Origin of the sequence: Mycolicibacter hiberniae, from assembly GCF_010729485.1 — a bacterium.
Taxonomy (GTDB): domain Bacteria; phylum Actinomycetota; class Actinomycetes; order Mycobacteriales; family Mycobacteriaceae; genus Mycobacterium; species Mycobacterium hiberniae.
Genome location: NZ_AP022609.1, coordinates 1525830 through 1546501, shown reverse-complemented (window position 1 = coordinate 1546501; position 20672 = coordinate 1525830). Strand labels below are relative to the sequence as shown.

The following is a 20672-nucleotide window of genomic DNA, read 5'->3' as shown; positions in this document are numbered from 1 at the left end:
CTGCCATGAAGAACCTCGCCGGCCGGCCGCGACGGAGGGGGCTTGCGTCATCGCCGCAACGCGCACATCCAATCTAGTGCAGACGGTGCGCCGCAGGGGCATGTTTACCCGCGTCTCGGCGCGTCTCATCGCCGCACCACCCGGAAGTCGTCGGGCGAACTCTTGGTCATCGCCGGTTGACCGGACTCATGCAAGGTGCGCTTTACTTAGGTTAGACTCTACTAACATCGGGCGCGCTCCGCCCGACAATCGCGCAAGAAGTCGACGATGGACATGAGGTGATGACGCTGCTGGAATTCGAGGGTGCAGCGCGTGCACAGCAACGACTCGGCCACCCGGACAAGACCGCAATCGATCTGCCGGCGCCGGCCGGCGAGGGTCGGTAGGGCCCGCGCATGTACGTATGCCTGTGTGTCGGAGCCACCAATCAGATGGTGTCGGACGCCGTCGCCGCCGGGGCGTCGACGTCGAAAGAGGTAGCCGCGATGTGCGGCGCGGGAGCCGACTGCGGCCGGTGCCGCTGCACCGTTCGCGGCATCATCCAAGCGGCCCTGGCCGCTACCGACGAGGACGCGTTGCGCGGCCTCGCGCTGGACATCAGCCCCGTGGGATCACGCTGAGCCGCCGCCCCGCCGGCCGCTGAATTCGGCCAGCGCGTCGGCGTTGGCCTGGCCGCCCAGCAGTTCGGCGAAGAACCCGTTCTCGCGTTCGACAGCCTCCAGCGTTGCGGCCCGGGTCGGCTCGACCATCGCCGCCTTGACCGCCATCAGACTTGAAATAGGCCGGGACGAAAGCACTTCGGCGTGCCTGCGGGCCTCGTCCAGAAGGTCGTCCGGTTCGCACACGGCAAAGACCAAGCCCATCCGCCGCGCCTCGTCGGCGCTGATCCACTCCGAGGACATCAACAGCCAGGCCGCGTTCTGCCTGCCGATCAGCTGCGGGAGCAGATACGACGAGCCGGCCTCGGGGGCCACGCCCAGACTGGTGAACGGGCACTTCAGTCGCGCTGTCGAGGACATGAACGCCAGGTCCGCATAGCCCAAGACGGTGGCTCCGATGCCCAGGCCGAGGCCGTTCACCGCACAGATCAGCGGCTTGGGGAACCGTCCCAGCGCCGCGATGAGACCGCGGAAACCGTGCTTGCCCGGCACGAAGTCCGGATCGGTGACCATCGCCTGCATCTCGGCAAGGTCCGTCCCGGCGCTGAACGCCCGCCCGGCGCCGGTGATCAGCACCACCGCCACCTCGGGATCGTCCGCGGCGGCCAGCAACGCCTCGGCGGTGGCGTCGTAGAGCGCCTCGTTGAACGCATTGAGCGCCTCGGGACGATTCAGCGTCAGGGTGCGTACCCGGTTCTGGTCTTCGATCGTCAGGATCACCCGTGCAGCCTAAACGGCCCGCGCCCGCCACTGCGCTTAGAGCAGATCGACCCGATGACCGGCGGCCACCACCTTGCCGACGATCCGCGCCAGTCGCCGATAGGACTCTTCGCGGCCGCTGGAGGAACGAAAGACCAGCCCGATGCGCCTGCCGGGCTGCGGCGGCGCGAAACGGGCCAGCGCCAGGCCGTTGCGCTCGGCCTCCACCGCCACCGCCGTCTGCGGGATCAGGGTCACCCCCAGCCCGCCGTTCACGCACTGGACGGCGGTGGCCAGCGATGCCGCGCGCGTGGTCGCCAATTCCGCGCGCACCCCGGCGTTGCGGCAGATCTCCAGCGTCTGGTCCCGCAGGCAGTGACCCTCGTCGAGCAACAACAGCGGCAGGTCGGCCAGCGCGGCCGGAGGCAGTCGGCGCTTGCCGGCCAGCGCATGCCCCGGCGGCAGGGCCAACACGAAATCCTCGTCGTATATCGGGATTTCGGTCATTGCGGGCACGTCGGCCGGCAATGCCATCACGGCCGCGTCGACGGCACCCTCGCGCAGCCCGGTGAGCAGTCGCTCGGTCTGGTCTTCGATCACCCGCAGGTTGAGCTCCGGCAGTTCCTCGGCCAGGCCGGCCAGCACTGCGGGCAGCACGTACGGCGCCACCGTCGGGATCAGGCCCAGCCGGACCGCGCCCTGCAAGGGGTCGGCCACCCCGGCAGCCGCCGCGGAGAACTGCGCCGCCGCGTCGAGCACCGCATGAGCATGCGGCAACAGCTGCTGCCCCTCGGCGGTCAGGAAAACCCGCCGGGTGGAACGCTCGATGAGTTGCACCCCCAACCCGGCCTCCAACGACGACAGGGCCTGCGAGAGGGTGGACTGGCTCAGGCCCAGCCCCGCCGCGGCGAGGCTGAAGTGGTGCTTCTCGGCCACGGCGGCGAAGGCCCGCAGGCCCGCCAGCGTGGGCTGATAGCTTGCATCGGTCATGCCGATAATTATAGTGCGTGGCATCACCTTTCATTTTTAATTCAGATAGGGCACGATGGAGACTGCGGGTGTCGAACGCGCCCCGAATGCAGAAAACTCACCTACCAAGGAGTGTCATGGCAGCACTGTTGACTATTGGCGAGCAGTTCCCGCCCTACAAGCTCACCGCCTTGATCCCGGGCGACCTGTCGAAGGTCGACGCGAGCGGGCCCGACGACTTCTTCACCACCATCACCAACGATGACCACGCCGGCAAGTGGCGCGTGGTGTTCTTCTGGCCCAAGGACTTCACCTTCATCTGCCCGACCGAGATCGCGGCGTTCGGCAAGTTGAACGACGAGTTCGCCGACCGCGACGCCCAGGTCCTCGGCGTCTCGACCGACAACGAGTTCGTGCACTACAACTGGCGCGCCCAGCACGAAGACCTCAAGACCCTGCCGTTCCCGATGCTCTCGGACCTCAACCGCGAACTGGTGACGGCGACCGGCGTGCTCAACTCCGACGGGGTCGCCGACCGGGCCACCTTCATCATCGACCCGAACAATGAGATCCAGTTCGTCTCGGTGACGGCAGGATCGGTGGGCCGCAACGTCGACGAGGTGCTGCGGGTGCTCGACGCCCTGCAGTCCGACGAGCTGTGCGCCTGCAACTGGAAGAAGGGCGAGGCGACCCTGAACGTCGGCGAGCTGCTCAAAGAATCTCTCTAGATCGCAGCCGAGCGTCACGACAAGAAGGAGCAGCGCCGATGAGTATTGAGAACCTCAAGAACGCGATTCCGGAGTACGCCAAGGACCTCAAGCTCAACCTGGGTTCGATCGCCCGCAGCACTGTCCTGAACGAAGAGCAGCTCTGGGGCTGCCTGCTCGCCAGCGCCGCGGCTACGCGCAACGCCACGGTGCTGGCCGAGATCGGCGCCGAGGCCGCCGACATCCTGTCGGCGGAGGCCTACCAGGCTGCCCTGGGTGCCGCGTCGATCATGGGCATGAACAATGTGTTCTACCGTGGCCGGCACTTCCTGGGCGGAAGCTACGACGACCTCCGGCCCGGCTTGCGGATGAACATCATCGGCAACCCGGGGGTCGACAAGGCGAACTTCGAGCTGTGGAGTTTCGCGGTCTCGGCGATCAACGGGTGCTCGGACTGCGTGGCCTCGCACGAGCACGCGGTGCGCGAGGCGGGTATCGGCCGCGAGGCGGTGCTCGAAGCCCTCAAGGTCGCCTCGATCGTGGCCGGGGTCGGGCAGGCGGTCTTTGCCGCCGGCGCCGACCCGGCAGCTTCGCCGGCGGGCTGATGCCGATCGGCGCGCGCCGGGTAAGCACCCGGCGCGCGCCGTAGGCCTCAGCTGTCCAGCCGCGCCAACCGTTCCACCGTCACCGGGTCCTCCTGCCCGGCGAAATAGCGGTCCAGCACCGCGCGAACCTCACTGCACGCGCACCGGCCGACGTGCCCTCCGCCCGCGCAAGCCCGGCCGAACAACGTCATCGACGACCGAAGCTTGAGATCGTCGGGCCGGCCCAGAATCTCCTCGATGGACCGGCCGCGCACCGCGCCGATCAGGCCCGCACATTCCCGCAGCCGCGGCCCGAGCACGTCGTGCGCCAGGTAGGCCCGTGCCTCGGCCGCCGACCGGATCCCGTAACGGCGGGCCATCGCGCTGGTGCCCAACCCCGACAACTGCGGAAACACGAACCACATCCAGTGGCTGCGTTTGCGGCCGGCGCGTAGTTCGGTGAGCACGGTGTCATACACCCCGGCCTGCGCGTCGACGAAACGCTGTAGCCCGAAGGTGTCGGCCATGCACCAACCGTGGCACAGTTCGAGTGCGGCAGTAAAGGAGTCAGCGATGTCGGCGATACCACGGCGGTTCCCCAGAATTGGCGAGCTCGCCCCCCTGATCCGGCTGCGCAGCCCGCGGCTGAACCGCACCGCGCGCCGCCTCGAGCGTGCGCTGACCGTCGAGGACCTGCGGGACCTCGCCAAGCGGCGCACACCGCGGGCAGCGTTCGACTACACCGACGGCGCCGCCGAGGACGAGATCTCGTTGGGCCGCGCCCGACAGGCCTTCCGCGACATCGAGTTCCATCCCGCCATCCTGCGCGACGTCACCGACGTCGACACCACTGCCAGCGTGCTGGGGGCGCCGGTGGCGTTGCCGTTCGCGATCGCACCCACCGGCTTCACCCGGCTCATGCACACCGCGGGCGAACTGGCCGGGGCCCGCGCGGCCGCTGCCGCGGGCATCCCGTTCTCGCTGTCCACCCTCGGCACGGCCTCCATCGAGGACGTCGCCCAGGCCGCCCCGGCGGCGCGGCGCTGGTTTCAGCTCTACATGTGGCACGACCGTGATCGGTCGATGGCGCTGCTGCGCCGCGCCGCCGACGCCGGCTACGACACCCTGATGGTGACGGTCGACTGCCCGGTCGCCGGCGCGCGGCGGCGCGACACCCGCAACGGCATGTCGATTCCCCCGGCACTGACGCCGCGGACCGTCGCCGACGCCGCGCTGCATCCGGCCTGGTGGTTCGACCTGTTCACCACCGAGCCGCTGTCCTTCGCCTCGCTGGACCGATGGTCGGGCACCGTCGCGCAGTACATGGACTCGATGTTCGACCCGAGCGTGACCTTCGACGACCTGGCGTGGATCAAATCCCGATGGCCGGGCCGATTCGTCGTCAAAGGCATTCAGACCGTCGCCGACGCCCGCGCCGTGGTCGACCTGGGCGCAGACGGCATCGTGCTGTCCAACCACGGCGGCCGCCAGCTGGACCGGGCACCCGTGCCGTTTCAGCTGCTGCCCGAGGTGGCGCGCGACGTCGGGCGCGACACCGAAATCCTGCTGGACACCGGCATCATGAGCGGCGCCGACATCGTCGCGGCGGTCGCGCTGGGGGCCCGGTGCACCCTGATCGGCCGGGCCTACCTCTATGGCCTGATGGCCGGCGGACAGGCCGGCGTGCACCGGGTGATCGACATCCTGGCCGAACAGATCCGACGCACCATGCGACTGCTCGGCGTCCGCGATCTGGCGGAGTTGTCCCCGCAGCATGTGACCCAGCTGCAACGGCTGGTACCCCGCCGGTAACGCCGCCGGGCCGCCCTTTTAGAACGCGGGGGCGCGCATGACCAGCGCGCCGATCATGTCGGTGATGCGCGAACCGGGGCGGGTCCCGCCGGGTTTCTGGGGTCTCAAGCCCGGGTATAGCCGCAGCCGTGACCACTCACAAGGAGCTTGTGCGCCGGTTGCTGCGGCGGGCGGGCACCACCTACGCCCAGGAGGCCGGTATCCGGCTGCGCAATCAGCCGATGCCGCTGTTCCAGCTGCTGATGCTGTGCATGCTTGCCAGCAAGCCGATCGACTCGGCCGTGGCGGCCCGCGCAGCCCGGGAACTGTTCAGGAGTGGCTTGCGCACCCCGCACAAAGTGCTCGAAGCCGACCGGCAGACCTTGATCGACGCCATGGGACGGGCTCATTACCGCCGCTACGACGAGAGTTCGGCCACCATGCTCGTCGAATTGGCGGAGGCGACACAAACGAACTACGGAGGCGATCTTCGGCTGCTCGCCGAACGCAGCGGACGCGACGTCGAGGCGGCCACCGAGGCGCTGAAGGCCTACAAGGGGATCGGCGACGTGGGCGCGAGCATCTTTCTCCGAGAGGCCCAGGACGTCTGGCCGTGGGCGCGATACACGTTCGACGAGCGCGCACTGGAAGGGGCACGCGAACTCGGACTCCCCACTGACCCAAACGAACTCGGTGCGCTGGCCCAGGGCCGCAACGCCGAACTCGCTGCGGCACTGGTGCGCTACTGCAGCGACCCAGACATCCGGGCACAACTCGACGAATGACGGTGCGGCGAAAACCCGCCGCCGGGCCGCCTATCGCAGCGTCGCCGTACCGTCCTCGTGCACGTCGACCGCGGCACCGGCGATGTCCTCGTCCACGGTCGTCTGGGCGGCATCGGGATCCCGGACCACCGCCAGCGTGCGCGCCCCCTCCGGGGTGCGAACCGCCAGGAACGCCTGCTCGGGGCGGCCGTTGCGATCGAACGGTGTGGTCCACGACTCCACTTCGCCGGTTCCCTGCCACTGCACCAGCGACGCCCGGGTGGCTTGTGCGTCCACCTCGGGTTGGACATCCTGCCAGCGGAACCCGGCCTGCGGCGGTTCGGTCGCATAGACACCGAAGCTGTGCTTGGTCAGGTAGCCGCCGTTGGCGGTGATCAGGCCGCGTCGCCCCGGGTTGGCCACCAGCAGCTCGGCCAGCGTGGCGATCGAATGCATCACGTAGTTGTTCCACGGCCCACCGGCAAAGGTGAGGCCGCCGGTCACCGTCAGTGGCCGGGCGGGGTCATCGGTGGGAAGGCCCAGTTCGCGGGCGGCGACCTGCACCGCCGACGGGAAGCATGAGTACAGGTCGACGTAGTCGATCTCGCCGATCTCCGCGACACCGGCCAACTCCAGTGCCCGAGCCCCCGCGATCCGGATCGCCGGTGATCGGTGCAGTTCGGCGCGCTCGGCGATGGCGTAGGTGTCGTGGGCGTCGGTACCGGCGTGCGGGAAAACCCAGTTCTCGGAGGGGACGCCCAAATCGGTGGCGGTCTGGACCGAGGTCAGCACCAGTGCGGCCGCCTGGTCGACCATGTTGTTGGAGTTCATCAGCTTGGTGTAGGGGTAGCTGATCATCCGGTTGGCGGGACCGGGCTGCCAGATCTCCTCGGCGCTGACCGGGTGACGGATCCAGGCGTGCGGGTTGTCGACCGCCACCGCGTTGAACCGCGACCACAGTTCACCGATTCGCCGGCGATGGTCGTCGACCTTCTCCCCCGCGGCGATACGCAACGCCTGCTCGAACAGCGGGTAGACGTAGGCGGGCCGGTCCAGCCCGATCCGCTCTTGGTCCGGGCCGACCATCGGCACGTCTTCGCCGTCGCACTCGGCCAGCGGGACCGTGTCGTCCTGCTGCGTCCAGGACAGCCTTTCGCCGGCCCGCCGCAACCTGGTCCGGGTACGCCAGGTCTCACCGCCGGTCACCAGCACGACTCCCGCGCGGCCATGCTGGATATCCAGGCAGGCCTGATTCACCAGGGACTGCGGCACGTTGCCGCCCACCGGGCTGTACCGGGTGGCGGCGCGCTGCGCACCGATCCGCTGGCCGACCAGAGCGCCCGGATCGCGATAACGGGCCGAGAGCAGGTTGACCACCCGGATCGAGTCGACGGCGCGCAGCACTCGATCGGTCGCGGCGCGCCGCGCCGCCGCCGCCATCAGGTCGACGGGCTCCACCGGGTCGGAGTCGTCGCGATGGTTGATCTGGCCGTAGCCGATGAGCACCGGGGTCCGGGGGTCGACAGACATGGCCGTAAGACTAATCGGCGGCGAACAGCACTCCGTCGGCGATCAGGCGCGCTGGCCTGAAGTCGGCGCCGGCCCGGCATGCGCGGTTCTGACGACAGCCCCGGAACGGGGGGGCGGCGCAGCGAAGCCAGATCAAAATCAAAAGGGTGGCGCATCCGTCATAACCGCGGCCAGCCTGCCTGCGATCTTGTTGGCCTCATCATCGACGTGATCACCACAGGCCTTGATATCGAGGACCAGGTTGGAGACCACCCGCATCACACGCTGGCACGCATAAGGCGCACCGCCGACCCGGGTGAATGACTGGCCGATCTGCGGAACATCCCCGACCACCTCCCCGACATTCCACGTATACGTCTCTGGTCCGGGGTAGGTCGCACTGACTGTCTGCCCAGCACAGGCCCTCCACGGCAGCGCCGAAGCCCGGACGAACGCCGTCGGCCGATCAGTGTCGGCGGGAAAAGACGCCACATCCTGGTCGACGAAGAAATTGCCGTCGACTCCCGCGCGCCCCATGCCGCCGCGGTCCTCGGATACCCGCCAGGTGACTTGCCCGCCCCCGCTGTCCCGGTACGTCCGATCCAGGCCTGGATAAAGCACACTCGCACACTCAGGCGGCGACACCTCGACCGTGCCGCGCATGTGCTTGGCCTTCAGGACGCCGCCTTCCGCCGTCTTCATCCCGGTGGCTCCCATGATGGTGTCCAAGGTGCTGTCGTCGAGTAGAGCGACGTCGGGCCCCGACGGTTCTGCCTGGCTGTGCAGCACCGCCACCACTACCGCGGCGATCACCGCCAGGCTGACCGCGGAGGCAAGGATCCATCTGCTGTGCGCGAAGCCGGTCCGCCCTGCCTTGGTGATGCGGGAGGCAATGGCCACCGGCCGAGCACGTGTCGGCGGTGGCTCCGCAGGGGAGAGCATTTTCGACGACGGGGTCAGCGCGATGACTGATCGCGGCTCGGAGGGAGGTCGCTCCGTTGCGGATTCTCGACTCGATCGCAGCCGCTCCACGGGCAACTGCGCCGACGGCAACTCGACCCGATGGGGGCGCGAGAACGGCACCGTAGCCAGCCCGACCGACGGCGAGAGGTCAGAGTCGCACGCGGCCAACAAGGCGTCGACCTCGCCGCGGATGCGCCAGGTGACGTCCGGACGATCGCGCAGCAGGTACAGCAGCCGAACAATGTCGCGCAGTGCTGCAGGATCGGCGCAGTCCTCTGCGAGCTTGTGTCTGAGCTCCGACACCAGCCCGGCTTGATCGTGGTGGCTCAGCGCTGGGTGGGACAGTACTGAGGCCATCCGCATCAAGTAGGCGAAGGGCACCTCCGGCTCATCGGGCAGGGTCGGCGGTAGTGGACCGCACTGCGCTTGGCATTTCCGCACGGCGGCGAGCAGTCGGATTTCTGTTTCGTGGAGCGGATTGCGGTAATCGATGATCTGCGTCGCTGCAAGCGGCGTGACCCGCACACTGTGGACCGCACCGATTTGAACCGGAAGAACGGGACGCCGAAGTGCCTGCGCGTACCGCAGCTCTGCCGCGCAGGGCTTGGATGCCAGCGCGTTATTCGACAGGGCGATGATGAATACGCTGCAGTCGCGGATCTTCTCCAGAATGGCTTGCCACCAGGCCTCACCGCCACCGAGCTCGTCGTCCAGCCACACTTCCTGGCGAGTGCGCCGCAATACCGCCAGCAGACCCTCTATTGCCGACCTGTCTTGGCTGGCGTGACTTACAAAAAGCATCATCGCCTCCGGAAAGATCGACTCGAGGCTTAGCATGCCCAGTAAACTCCGTAAGACAATACTGACAGACAGATTGGTGATCCCAATTCCGGCGCAGTGCACACAAGGGCATCTGATAGGGCGGGTGAAGGCCCTGGCCGCCCCTCGCCGCCTTGCGCGCTTCGCGGTTGCCTGCATGGTTCCGCCGCTGGCATGGCTATGCGTGCTCGCCCGGTGGCCGACGGCAGCGCGCGGCCTGCCTCCGTGGCTGAGCTGGTTCGGCAGGCCCGGGTCGTGGCCGACAGTCGTGCTCACCGCGGTATTACTGGTCTCGGTGTGCGTCCTGGTGCTGCGCGCACGTGGCGACCGACGGCCCGGAAGCGCCACCGCCGCAGTTGCGGCCGGGCTGGCGGCCACGAGCGCGCTGTTGGGCATCAGTGCCTTTTGGGATTGCCACGACGACGCTCACCCGCCCTTCTTCCAGCCGCTGATCTGGACCGCAGCGCTGCTCAAGGGCGGCATGACCGAGTTTTCGATGAACGGGCAGGTGTGCCCGGCCACCACCCCGGTCGCCCTGGTGGTGGCACAACTCGCAGCTCTGGGAGCAATCTTCACAGGGCTCTCCGGCGTTGCCCTCGCACTCTTCCGATCCCAAGTCGACCTGCTCCAGGCAAACCACGCATCGTCAGTCACCGCCGTCATCGGCGTCGACGCCGATTCGAGCGCGATGATCGGAGGTATAGCGCGGACGCTGAGCCGACGCGACACCCTCGTGGTCATCGTCGACCAGGCCGATGAGCACAGCGCCCAGGGCGCCCGCGCGCAAGGTGCCCGAGTCCTGACGGTCGATCTCAATGACCCGACGTCGCTGGTCGCACTCTCCTTGTGGCGGCGCCTTGAGCGTTTGTACCTGCTCTCCGGCGAACCCTCCAACAACCGAATGTGGCTGGATGCCGTCACCGGAGCCCTCGCACGGGCGGGCGATCCCCACATCCGGCTGCCACTGGTCGTTCGCGTAGACGACCCTTGGCAAGCAGAGGCGTGGCGAAATCAGCAACTCGGTGGAGCCGAATCCCGATGGGCCGTGGACACCATCGGAAAGTATGAGATCACCGCCAGTTGGCTGTTGGACAACATCATCGCGGCCAAGATCGTCCGCCGCGTGTTCATCTGCGGTACCTCGCAGCTGACCCTGGCGCTCTGCGCAGATCTGAATCGCCGCAAACTGGAGCGCGACTACTACAGCCCCCCGACCGAAACGGAATTGCCGGCATTCACCCTGGTCGGCGAAGACGCCGACGAATGTCACCGCGACCAGGAGTTCCACCGCGAGCAGTTCGGGCTTACGGCCACAGGGCCCACCATCGACGTCGTGCCGAGTGCGCCGTCGGTCCCGGTACTGGAACGTCTGATCCAAACCGGCGACCCGGCCACCAGCGCCGTGATATTCGTCGACGACTGGAAGCATGCTCCCCGAGGAGCCGCGACTCTGGGTAGCCGGCTGGCTGCCCGATTCCCCACCATGCCGGTGTACAGCTGGGATCCGGACAGCCACGTGAGCGACAGGCCGATGTCCCTCGTCGGGCGCTTACGCACCTATCGGCTGATGCTGGAGTTTCCTGACGGCCAAGCCCCAGACGCTTGGGAGCGGGCAGCCAGCCTCATCCACGAGCGCTACCTGTCCACACTGGGCCCCGAGACCACACCGCTTCCCTCGAGACTGCCGTGGGCCGAACTCGACGAGTTCTATCGCGGGTCCAATCGACGACAGGTCCGCAACGCCCTATCGATGGTTGAGCAGATTGCCGGGCACACCTGGAACCCTTGGGGCGATGTCCCGACACCGCTGGCAGAACGCGACATCGCGGGCCTGCCACCGCTCAGGCAGCTCGAGAGGATGGGCTTTGACCGCACTTCAGCGATGGAGATGGCCCGAGCCGAACACCAGGACTGGTGCCGCTACTACCGCGACAACGGTTGGAGATACGGCCTGAGTCGCGACGACAAACACCGAATACACGACAAGCTTGTCGACTGGCCTGTCGTCCAGGCTGACCCGCAGCTGCTGAACGGAGTGCTCGTGGGCGTGGCGAACACCCTGTGGAGCCTGCGCCAGCTCGGCTATCGATCGCACCCGGTGTGGCGGGCATACACCCGCGCGGGGACCGTGCGCGCCGAGCAGCACGACTCGCCCTGGACGTGGACGTCGCCATCCGGGGCGACGATGCAGGCCGACGCCGGCGACTGGCGGGTCCACGACGGCGGTGCGACCTGGTCGGTGCGCAACGAAATCTTCCGCTCCAGCTACCTGCATATCAGAAACAACGAATGGCAACGATGCGGAACGGTTCTCGCGCGACGCGCACACCCCGGCGAAACGATCGAGACCGCCGAGGGGCCTACTGCCGCCGACGACGGCGACTGGGTCGTCAAGGGCGAAGCGGGAGAGCAATGGCCAGTCCCGGCAGATGTATTCGCACTCCACTACGTGGCGGTCCCCACCCAGTGAGGAAACAAGTCGGGACGCAACCGCTCGGCGTCCGAACCGGTCGTTGCGGTGGCTAATCGGCGGCGAACAGCACTCCGTCGGCGATCAGCTTGTCGGTCTCGTCGTCCTCGAGCCCGAGAATCGAGCGGCAGATCTCCCGGGTGTCCTGCCCGGGCAGCGGCGCGGGACGCTGCAGCGCCGGCGGAATGTTGCGGTACGGCGCCGGACCGGTCTCGGCCGGCAACGCGTGCTCGATCAGCGGGTGGGTCATGGGCGCGAACACCGATCGGTGAGCCAGCTGCGGATCATCGGCCACATCGGGCGGCCGGTTCATCGGCGCGGCGGGCACCCCGGCGGCCTGCAACAGCTCCCCTACCGCCGCGGCGGGCCGGGTCGCGGTGTGGCGGCCCAGCGCGGCCGCCAGTTCGGCGTGGTGAGCAGCCCGCGCCGCCCCGGTGCCGTAACGGCCGTCGGCGGCCAGCGCCGGATCGTCGAAGGCGGTGGCGACAGCCCCCATATCGGCGTCGGTGCGAATCGAGATCACACACCACTCGTCATCACCGGCACACGGGCACACCAGGTCCACCGCGCTGTCGGGCTGCACCGCCGGGCCCGCGGCACGGGCGACGTAGCTGGTGTCGAGCTGATTGACCGCGGTCTCGGCCTGCGACACGTGGACGTGGCTGCCCGTCGCGGTGCGCCGGGCCCCGATCAGCGCCGCCAGCGCCCCGATGGCCGCGACCCGGGCCACCACGTGATCGGGAAAGACCGTGGTCGCGTCGTAGAACGGGTGACGCTGGGCGTCGCCCTCGTCGTCGGTGGCGGTCCACAGCGCGGTGATTCCGGTGGTGGCCCGCACCAGCGGGCCATAACCCATGCGGTCGCTCCACGGGCCGGTCTCGCCGAAGGCGCTGCTCTCGGCAAGGACGATCCGTGGATTGAGTTCGCGCAGCACCTCGTAGGAAAAGCCGAGGGCGGCCAGCGTGCCCGGTTTGAAGTTGGCCAGCACCGCATCGGCCGTGCCGACCAGGCGGGCGAAGAGCTCCTTGCCGGCCGGACTGCGCAGATCCAGACCGAATCCGGAGTTGTTGCGGTGTGTCCAGGCGAACGACTCGCTCATCGCCTCGCCCGGCCGCGCCTGCCGAAGCCCGTCCGGGTAGGCCGGACTCTCCACCTTGATGATCTCGGCGCCCATGTCGCCGAAGAGCCGGCTGGCCTCGCCGCCGGCAACGATGACACCCAGGTCGACGATCCGCACTCCCTCGAAGGGCCGGCCGCCGACGGCGGCGTCGGACGCCGGCCCGATGGAGGGACCCGTCAGCCATTCGGCGTCGGCGTCGCCGCAGGCCGGCGCCGGCGACCGGAAGCCGGCCCGCTGGTCGTCGACCACGTAGTAGCCGGTGGGTATCGTCGCGGACAGCCCCGGCGCCAGCTCCGCCCGGGTGACCGCCCGGGCGGCCACGAAGTGCTCCTGCTCGAGCACCTGCGCCGGGTCCCCCACGGCGGCGATCGGCACACCGCGCGACTGCCCGGCTGCCACGAGATCCACCATGTCCTGGTCGGCGAACAGCTGACGGATCAAGGCGCTGATCTGCGGCCAGACGGCGAACCGTTCGCCGATCACTCCGAATTTGGGATCGGCGAACTCGGCGGGCTCACCCAGCCAGCTCCACAGCGCGCGCCACTGTCGCGGCGACATCACGCAGAGCCGGACGTAGCCGTCGCGGCACGGCAGGATGGGGTATGCGTCCTGGTTGCGGGGCCGCCCACGCCACCGGCTCGAGGCGCGTTGCGCAGCCGCGGCTTGGCCGTGCGCCCCGAACACCGGGTCGAGCACAGTGACCACCGCGTCGTACCGGGAGAAGTCGATGTAGTCCCCGGTTCCGCAGCGCAACCGGTTGTAGTAGGCGACCAGCACTGCCCAGGCGGCCTGCACCGCCGCGGTCGCCGAGGCGATCCCCGCGGGCGGCAGAACCGGGGTCCCCGTGGTGGGACCCGACCGTGACAGAGCTCCCGAGAGCGCGTAGAGCACCGCGTCGGTGGCCTGCCACGACGAGCGCGGCCCGGTCTGCCCGAAATCGGTGACCGACATCGTCACCAGGTGGGCGAAGCGATCGGCCAGCTCTGCGCACGAGGTGCCGAAGTCGGCGGCCCGTCCGGGCCGGCCGCTGTCCACCACGATGTCGGCGGTGGCCACCAGTTCGGCGAACCGGCGGCGGTCTCGGTCCTCGGCGGGATCCAGCACGAGGCTGCGCTTGTTCGCGTTGTGCAGCGCGAACGGAATGCTCACGCCGCCGAGCAGCGGCGCAGCGCTGCGCGCCGGACTGCCGCCGGGCGGCTCCACCTTGAGCACGTCGGCTCCCAGGTCGGCGAGCAGCCGGGTTACCGCGTCGGCGTCTCCGCCGGCCAGATCCAATACACGAACAGCGTCCAACAACACGCTGACAGGGTAATGAACCGGTTGCCGGGGTCCGGGTTCGGCGGGACAATCGACAAGATGAGTGCAACCGACGTCACTCCATCCGCACCTGCACTCCCCGACGATGAGCTGGCCCGCCTCGATGCCTACTGGCGGGCCGCGAACTATCTGTCGGTGGGCCAGATCTATCTGCTCGACAATCCGCTGCTGACCGAACCGCTGCTGCCCGAGCACGTCAAACCCCGGCTGCTGGGGCACTGGGGCACCACACCGGGCCTGAACCTGCTCTACCTGCACCTGAACCGGATCATCCGCGAGCGCGACGCCAACGTCATCTTCATCACCGGCCCCGGCCACGGCGGGCCGGCGCTGGTCGCCAACGCCTATCTGGAGGGCACCTACAGCGAGGTGTACACCGGTATCGGCCACAACACCGACGGGCTGCGGAAACTGTTCCGACAGTTCTCCTTTCCCGGCGGCATCCCCAGCCATGTGGCCGCCCAGACGCCGGGTTCCATCCACGAGGGCGGCGAGCTCGGCTATTCGCTGGTGCACGCCTTCGGCGCGGCCTTCGACAACCCGGACCTGGTGGTGGCATGCGTGATCGGCGACGGCGAGGCGGAGACCGGTCCGCTGGCCGCCGGCTGGCACTCGAACAAATTCCTGAACCCGGCGGTGGACGGCGCCGTGCTGCCCATCCTGCATCTCAACGGCTACAAGATCGCCAATCCCACGGTGCTGGCCCGTATTCCGCACCCGGAGCTGGAGGCACTGCTGCGCGGTTACGGGTATCGGCCGATCACCGTCGCCGGCGACGATCCGGCCCTGGTGCATCGATCACTGGCGGCCGCCCTCGAGGACGCGTTCGACGACATCGCGGCGATCCAGCACACCGCGCGCGCCGGCTCCACGCCGACGCGGCCGGTCTGGCCGATGATCGTGTTGCGCACCCCCAAGGGCTGGACCGGGCCGAAGACGGTCGACGGCCAGCAGGTGGAAGGAACCTGGCGGGCCCATCAGGTGCCGCTGGCGCAGACCCGTACCGACTCCGGGCACCGCCGCCAGCTCCAGCAGTGGATGCAGAGCTACCGGCCGGAGGAGCTCTTCGACGCCGCCGGCCGCCTGCGGCCGGAGCTGGCCGCGCTGGCGCCGCGGGGCGACCGCCGGATGAGCGCCAACCCGCACGCCAACGGCGGGCTGCTGCTTCACGACCTGGACCTTCCCGACTTCCGCGACTACGCGGTGCCGGTGAACCGACCGGCCACCGAGATCCACGAAGCCACCCGCGTGCTCGGCACGTTCCTGCGCGACGTCATCGACCGCAACCGCGATCGGTTCCGGTTGATGGGTCCCGACGAGACCGCGTCCAACCGGCTCTCGGCGGTGTTCGGCGAAACCGACCGGGTGTGGTTGTCGCCGACCGAACCGTGCGACGACCATCTGGCCCCCGACGGCCGGGTCATGGAGGTGCTCTCCGAGCACCTGTGCCAGGGCTGGCTCGAGGGTTACCTGCTGACCGGGCGACACGGGCTGTTCAACTGCTACGAGGCATTTGTGCACATCGTCGACTCGATGTTCAACCAGCACGCCAAATGGCTGGCCGTCAGCCGCGAGCTGTCATGGCGCCGGCCGATCGCCTCGCTGAACTATCTGCTGACCTCCCATGTCTGGCGTCAGGACCACAACGGGGCGTCGCACCAGGACCCGGGGTTCATCGATCTGGTCGCCAACAAACGGCCCGAGGTGGTGCGCGTCTACCTGCCGCCGGACGGCAACACGCTGCTGTCGGTCGCCGACCACTGCCTGCGCAGCCGCGACTACGTCAACGTCATCGTCGCCGGCAAGCAACCGGCACTGGCGTACCTGGACATGCCCGCGGCGGTGGCGCACTGCACCCGCGGGCTGGGGATCTGGGAGTGGGCGGGCACCACCGTCGGCGAGCCGGAGGTGGTGCTGGCCTGCGCCGGGGACATCCCGACCCTGGAGACGCTGGCCGCGGCGGACATCCTCTACCGCGAGCTGCCCGACCTCGCCGTGCGCGTGGTGAACGTCGTGGACATCATGCGCCTTCAACCGCCGTCCGATCACCCGCACGGCTTGCCCGACGACGAGTTCGATGCCTTGTTCACCTGCGACAAGCCGGTGATCTTCGCCTACCACGGCTACCCGTGGCTGATCCACCGGCTCACCTACTCACGGGCCAACCACGATCAGATGCATGTGCGCGGCTACCGCGAACGCGGCACCACCACCACGCCGTTCGACATGGTGATGCTCAACGACCTGGATCGCTTCCACTTGGTGATGGACGTGATCGACCGGGTGCCCAGCCTGGGCGGCCGCTGCGCGGTGCTGCGCCAGCAGATGGTCGACGCCCGGCTGGCCGCTCGGCGCTACACCCGCGAACACGGCGAGGACGATCCGGGCATCACCAACTGGACCTGGCGATCGGGCGCAGAGCGCGAAGGCGGCGAGATAAGGTGACGGCCATGACCGCTCACCCCGCACCCGTCCGGATGCTCCGCAAGGCGACGTCGTTGCTGTTCGGCGCCCTCGTCGCGTCGGCCGCCATCGCCGGTGCGGGGGCGGCGGGCGCCACGCCGGACCACACCCGGGTGCCGGTCCGCTACGACCTCACCGGCACAGGTGTCGCCGGCTACATCACCTACCAGGGCCAAAGCGGTCAGGCCCACACCACCAACGCCGCGCTGCCGTGGTCGATCCAGCTGACCGGATCGATGACCAATGCGACCAGCCCCTCGTCCTACTCACTGAGCGCCCACAGCGCCGGACCCGGCTCGCTGACCTGCACGATCAGCGTCAACGGCAAGGTCGTCAGCCAGAACAGCGCCAGCGGGGCTCCGGCGCGGGTGCTGTGCGAGACCCACGGCCCCAAGTAGTACCGCGCGTCACGACGCCGCCCCGTCCGCGCCGCCGCGGGTAGAATTTCGACCAATGTCTGCTCACGAATTCGCGGCGCCGGGGGGATGGCACCCCCTGGTGGGGGATTTGTCGGCGCTGAACCGGTTTCGTGCGTTCGTCGACGTCGCCGTTGTGGTGGTGGTGCTGGCCCTGGCCAATGTGGTCGCGCACTTCACCACCCCCTGGGCAGCGGTCGCGACCGTCCCGGCGACCGCCGTCGGCCTGATCGCGCTGGTCCGCTACAGCGGCCTGACCTGGACCGAACTCGGCCTGGGGCGCGCGCACTGGCGATCGGGGCTCGGCTACGCGCTGGCCGCCGTGCTGGTGGTGGTATCGGTGATCGCGGTCGGGGTGCTGCTGCCGGTGACCCGGCCGATGTTCTTGAACAACCACTACGCCACGCTGTCGGGCGCGCTGGTGGCATCGATGGTGGTCATTCCGTTGCAGACCGTCATTCCCGAGGAGTTGGCGTTCCGCGGCGCACTGCACGGCGCGCTGCACCGGGCCTGGGGTTTTCGCGGGGTGGCGGCGGCCGGTTCGCTGTTGTTCGGGCTGTGGCATGTGGCCACATCGCTCGGGCTGACCAGTAACAACGTGGGCCTCACCCGCATCTTCGGGGGCGGTTTCCTCGGAATGCTCGCCGGAGTGACGCTGGCGGTGCTGGCCACCGCGGTCGCAGGATTCGTGTTCAGCTGGCTGCGGCGGCGCAGCGGCAGCCTGATCGCACCGATCGCGCTGCACTGGTCGCTCAACGGGGTCGGCGCGCTTGCCGCCGCCCTTGTCTGGCAGGTGTCGTCCTAGCCCTAGCCCGGCGGCCCTACACCACCAATACCGCTGCCCCCGCGATCCGGCCCGCGCCCAGGTCCTCCAACGCCCGGTCGGCGGCGTCCAGCGCGTATATCGGCGTGGTGACTTCGATATGGTGCTCCGCGGCGAAGTCCAGAAAGGCGCGGGCGTCCGCGCGGGTGTTGGACGTGACCGAGCGGATCTGACGCTCCCGAAACAGATGGCGCTGGTAGTTCAGCGGCGGAATGTCGCTGAGGTGGATTCCGGCGATCGCGCAGGTGCCGCCGGCATCCAGAGCCTCGCAGGCCGGCAACACCAGCTCCCCGACCGGGGCGAACAGGATCGCCGAGTCCAGCGGCACCGGGGGCGGGTCGGCGGCGCCCTGCACCGAGGCGACGCCGAGCTCGAGCGCCAGTTCCCGCGCCCGCGCGCCACGCGTCATCACATGCACCTCGGCGCCGCGGGCGAGCGCGACCTGGGCGGTGATGTGCGCGCTGCCGCCGAACCCGTAGATGCCCAGCCGACCGCCGGGCGGCAGGTCCGCGCGCTGCAACGAGCGATACCCGATGATCCCCGCGCACAGCAGCGGCGCCAACTCGGTGTCGCGGTATCCGGCGGGCAGGTGATGCGCGAAAGCCGCTGGTACAGTCGCGAATTCGGCATATCCTCCGTCGTCGTCCCAGCCGGTGTAGCGGGAGCGCGGGCACAGGTTCTCATCGCCTCGGCGGCAGAAACGGCAGGAGCCGCAGGTATGCCGCAACCAGGCGATTCCGACCCGGTCGCCCACCGCGAAGTCGGTCCCGGCGTCGGCCCCCACCTCGACGACCTCGCCGACCACCTCATGGCCCGGGATCACCCCGCGACGGTGCACGGGAAGGTCGCCTTCGGCGACATGCAGGTCGGTGCGGCACACGCCGCAGGCGTGGACGGCCAGCAACAGCTCCGAGGGCTGCGGTCGCGGCACCGCGGTGCTGACCCGCTCCAGTGGCTTGCTGTCTATCGGGCCGGGCCGCTGCACGCGCCAGCCCAGCATCTCCCCGGCCACCCTCGACGCCATAGTCCTATGGTGCGCGTTGGAACGCGCTCACGGCTACCTGCGGCGGATCAGTCCGACCAGCCACAACAAGACAATGGCCCCGCCGAGGGAGACGAAGAAGGTGAACCACCGGCGGCCGTCCTCGACGTCGACACCGAACCAGCCGAGCAGCATCCCGCCGATGAAACCGCCGATCACTCCGATGGCGATGTTGAGCAGGATGCCCGATTCGCCGCGCTTCATGATGCGGTTCGCCAGCCAGCCGGCGATGCCGCCGATCAGAACGTAGGCCAGCCAGCTGACCGACGTCGGCGGGGCCAGCGCAGCAGCGAGGTAGCTTCCGGCCATAGCGGGATCCTCAGGTCGTGGCAGTAAGCCGCGGTGATCAGGCTGCGGGCGCGGGCCCCGCAGCAGGCGCGGGACCAGCCGGTGGGGCGGCGTCCGGCGGGCCGGGAACCGGGCCGGGAACCGAGCCGGGAACCTGCTCGGCGGGCGGCGGCGCCAGGGGCCGGATGGATTCGGCCAGCGCGATGGCCGCGTTGGTGTCCACCGGGTTGTTGGCGGTGCCCAGCCACACCACGAACCAGCGCTCGGTCTGCGGACCGGCGGCGTCGCCGGCCGGCGGTACACCGATCACGCCGCTCCAGATCTGGCCGACGGGCTTGGCGGGATCGGTGAACTTGACCTCGTAGTAGGAGGCGCTGCCGGTCAGGCCGCCCCCGTTGAGCGGGGCGCTCACCTGGTTGGCGCGCGTGCCGGGGTACGGCATGAAGAACTCGCCCATGTCCGACCCCAGGCGGGTGGCGGCCTTGGCGTTGTCGGTCTCGGCACTGGCATACAGCCGCTGGTCGAGCTTTCCGAGCACGATCCTGGTGTCGTTGGCCACCGGCGCCGGCTGGCCCGGCAGCATCGGGTCACCGGTCTTCTTGCTCAACAGCGACGAGCCGTATTCGAGGTGGGTGGTGTCGGACTGCACCCAACCGGCCGGCAGCACGAAGCTCAGACCGCCCGCGACGTCGTCGACTCGGCCCAACTCAGGGGCGGCCGGCTCGGCGGCGGGCGCGGGGGCGTTCGGGTCTGCGGGCGCGGTTTCCGCGCTGGGTGGGGCGGGAGGCGGCGGGACCGGATCCGCGTGTACCGGCGCCGCGACCGCAAATGCCAATGCACCGGCGAGCGCGGTCGCTGCCATCGCCCGGATGCCCCGTGAGGTCAGGTCCACCTGCTTCATGGCAGAAAAACTACCGTGTTGCCATCGGTACGCAAGTTACGCCGCACCAGGGTGTGTCGCGCGCAGCGTCACCTCCTGGGCTTTGACCCCGAACCAGACGGTCTCCCCCGGCGCCAGGCGCAGTTCGGCGGCCGCATCCGCGGTGATGTCCGCGGCCAATCCCGGCGCTCCATCCGGCTGTTCGACACCGCGGACCGAAACCGTACTGCCCCGGACCTCGAGCCCGGCCAGGGTCACCTGGACGACATTGCGCGGGCTGCCGGGTCCCGGACGCTCGCGATAGACCGCTACCGCCTGGGGTGCACTCACCGCGACCGCCGGCCGGCCCGGTTCCACACCATCGCCGGGTTTCCCGCGCCAGGTCTCCC

Annotated in this window: 19 protein-coding genes; 9 read left to right on the top strand and 10 right to left on the bottom strand. The window is 69.0% G+C overall.

What is annotated here, in order from left to right:
• Positions 1 to 395: 395 nt before the first annotated feature.
• On the top strand, positions 396 to 620 hold the full coding sequence (locus G6N14_RS07185) for a (2Fe-2S)-binding protein (protein WP_085136798.1): 225 nt from the start codon (positions 396 to 398) through the stop codon (positions 618 to 620).
• Here G6N14_RS07185 and G6N14_RS07180 read toward each other — a convergent pair.
• A complete protein-coding gene (locus G6N14_RS07180; RefSeq protein ID WP_085136799.1) occupies positions 612 to 1379 on the bottom strand; it encodes an enoyl-CoA hydratase/isomerase family protein in 768 nt (255 codons plus the stop codon). The genes G6N14_RS07185 and G6N14_RS07180 overlap by 9 nt on opposite strands.
• Before the next feature lie 36 nt (positions 1380 to 1415).
• Positions 1416 to 2348 (bottom strand): hydrogen peroxide-inducible genes activator, encoded by a 933-nt coding sequence (locus G6N14_RS07175; protein WP_085136800.1) that lies wholly within the window; start codon positions 2346 to 2348, stop codon positions 1416 to 1418.
• Positions 2349 to 2464: 116 nt separating this feature from the next.
• Here G6N14_RS07175 and G6N14_RS07170 point away from each other — a divergent pair, with 116 nt between their 5' ends.
• Both G6N14_RS07170 and G6N14_RS07165 read left to right on the top strand, forming a co-directional pair.
• Positions 2465 to 3055, top strand: a complete 591-nt coding sequence (locus G6N14_RS07170; protein WP_085136801.1) for a peroxiredoxin — start codon at positions 2465 to 2467, stop codon at positions 3053 to 3055.
• Between the two features lie 38 nt (positions 3056 to 3093).
• A complete protein-coding gene (locus G6N14_RS07165; protein ID WP_085136802.1) occupies positions 3094 to 3639 on the top strand; it encodes an alkylhydroperoxidase, AhpD family in 546 nt (181 codons plus the stop codon).
• A gap of 47 nt (positions 3640 to 3686) precedes the next feature.
• Here the strand turns inward: G6N14_RS07165 and G6N14_RS07160 are convergent, their stop codons facing one another.
• Positions 3687 to 4145, bottom strand: coding sequence for a DUF1810 domain-containing protein (locus G6N14_RS07160; protein ID WP_085136803.1), 459 nt, complete (start codon positions 4143 to 4145; stop codon positions 3687 to 3689).
• 46 nt (positions 4146 to 4191) lie between these two features.
• On the opposite strand from G6N14_RS07160, the gene G6N14_RS07155 reads away from it, so the two are divergent.
• Together G6N14_RS07155 and G6N14_RS07150 are read left to right on the top strand one after the other, a co-directional pair.
• A complete protein-coding gene (locus G6N14_RS07155; protein WP_085136804.1) occupies positions 4192 to 5430 on the top strand; it encodes an alpha-hydroxy acid oxidase in 1239 nt (412 codons plus the stop codon).
• A gap of 128 nt (positions 5431 to 5558) precedes the next feature.
• On the top strand, positions 5559 to 6194 hold the full coding sequence (locus G6N14_RS07150) for an HhH-GDP family DNA glycosylase (RefSeq protein WP_085136805.1): 636 nt from the start codon (positions 5559 to 5561) through the stop codon (positions 6192 to 6194).
• A 30-nt stretch (positions 6195 to 6224) separates the two neighbouring features.
• Here G6N14_RS07150 and G6N14_RS07145 read toward each other — a convergent pair whose 3' ends face one another.
• Together G6N14_RS07145 and G6N14_RS07140 are read right to left on the bottom strand one after the other, a co-directional pair.
• A complete protein-coding gene (locus G6N14_RS07145; protein ID WP_085136806.1) occupies positions 6225 to 7703 on the bottom strand; it encodes an acetyl-CoA acetyltransferase in 1479 nt (492 codons plus the stop codon).
• A 138-nt stretch (positions 7704 to 7841) separates the two neighbouring features.
• Positions 7842 to 9482: a sensor domain-containing protein gene (locus tag G6N14_RS07140; RefSeq protein WP_163787090.1), complete on the bottom strand. Its 1641-nt coding sequence runs from the start codon at positions 9480 to 9482 to the stop codon at positions 7842 to 7844.
• Positions 9483 to 9621: 139 nt separating this feature from the next.
• Between G6N14_RS07140 and G6N14_RS07135 the strand changes: the two genes are divergently transcribed.
• Positions 9622 to 11934 (top strand): hypothetical protein, encoded by a 2313-nt coding sequence (locus G6N14_RS07135; RefSeq protein ID WP_085136854.1) that lies wholly within the window; start codon positions 9622 to 9624, stop codon positions 11932 to 11934.
• Between the two features lie 52 nt (positions 11935 to 11986).
• On the opposite strand, the gene G6N14_RS07130 is transcribed toward G6N14_RS07135, so the two are convergent.
• Positions 11987 to 14353, bottom strand: a complete 2367-nt coding sequence (locus tag G6N14_RS07130; RefSeq protein ID WP_085136808.1) for a CaiB/BaiF CoA-transferase family protein — start codon at positions 14351 to 14353, stop codon at positions 11987 to 11989.
• 57 nt (positions 14354 to 14410) lie between these two features.
• Here G6N14_RS07130 and G6N14_RS07125 point away from each other — a divergent pair, with 57 nt between their 5' ends.
• Genes G6N14_RS07125 through G6N14_RS07115 form a run of 3 tightly spaced genes read left to right on the top strand, consistent with a single transcriptional unit; the run spans position 14411 to position 18055 of the window.
• Positions 14411 to 16816 (top strand): phosphoketolase family protein, encoded by a 2406-nt coding sequence (locus G6N14_RS07125; protein ID WP_085136855.1) that lies wholly within the window; start codon positions 14411 to 14413, stop codon positions 16814 to 16816.
• A 5-nt stretch (positions 16817 to 16821) separates the two neighbouring features.
• Positions 16822 to 17232, top strand: a complete 411-nt coding sequence (locus tag G6N14_RS07120) for an MmpS family transport accessory protein (RefSeq protein WP_234809001.1) — start codon at positions 16822 to 16824, stop codon at positions 17230 to 17232.
• Between the two features lie 55 nt (positions 17233 to 17287).
• Positions 17288 to 18055 (top strand): CPBP family intramembrane glutamic endopeptidase, encoded by a 768-nt coding sequence (locus tag G6N14_RS07115; RefSeq protein WP_085136810.1) that lies wholly within the window; start codon positions 17288 to 17290, stop codon positions 18053 to 18055.
• A gap of 16 nt (positions 18056 to 18071) precedes the next feature.
• On the opposite strand, the gene G6N14_RS07110 is transcribed toward G6N14_RS07115, so the two are convergent.
• Genes G6N14_RS07110 through G6N14_RS21460 form a run of 4 tightly spaced genes read right to left on the bottom strand, consistent with a single transcriptional unit; the run spans position 18072 to position 20613 of the window.
• Positions 18072 to 19097, bottom strand: a complete 1026-nt coding sequence (locus tag G6N14_RS07110; RefSeq protein WP_085136811.1) for a zinc-binding alcohol dehydrogenase family protein — start codon at positions 19095 to 19097, stop codon at positions 18072 to 18074.
• A 33-nt stretch (positions 19098 to 19130) separates the two neighbouring features.
• Positions 19131 to 19424 carry a GlsB/YeaQ/YmgE family stress response membrane protein gene (locus G6N14_RS07105; protein ID WP_085136812.1) on the bottom strand — a complete coding sequence of 98 codons (294 nt, stop codon included), beginning with the start codon at positions 19422 to 19424 and terminating at the stop codon, positions 19131 to 19133.
• 37 nt (positions 19425 to 19461) lie between these two features.
• Positions 19462 to 20304: an alanine and proline-rich secreted protein Apa gene (locus G6N14_RS07100; RefSeq protein ID WP_085136813.1), complete on the bottom strand. Its 843-nt coding sequence runs from the start codon at positions 20302 to 20304 to the stop codon at positions 19462 to 19464.
• Positions 20305 to 20340: 36 nt separating this feature from the next.
• On the bottom strand, positions 20341 to 20613 hold the full coding sequence (locus G6N14_RS21460; RefSeq protein WP_407663163.1) for a TOBE domain-containing protein: 273 nt from the start codon (positions 20611 to 20613) through the stop codon (positions 20341 to 20343).
• Positions 20614 to 20672: the final 59 nt, after the last annotated feature.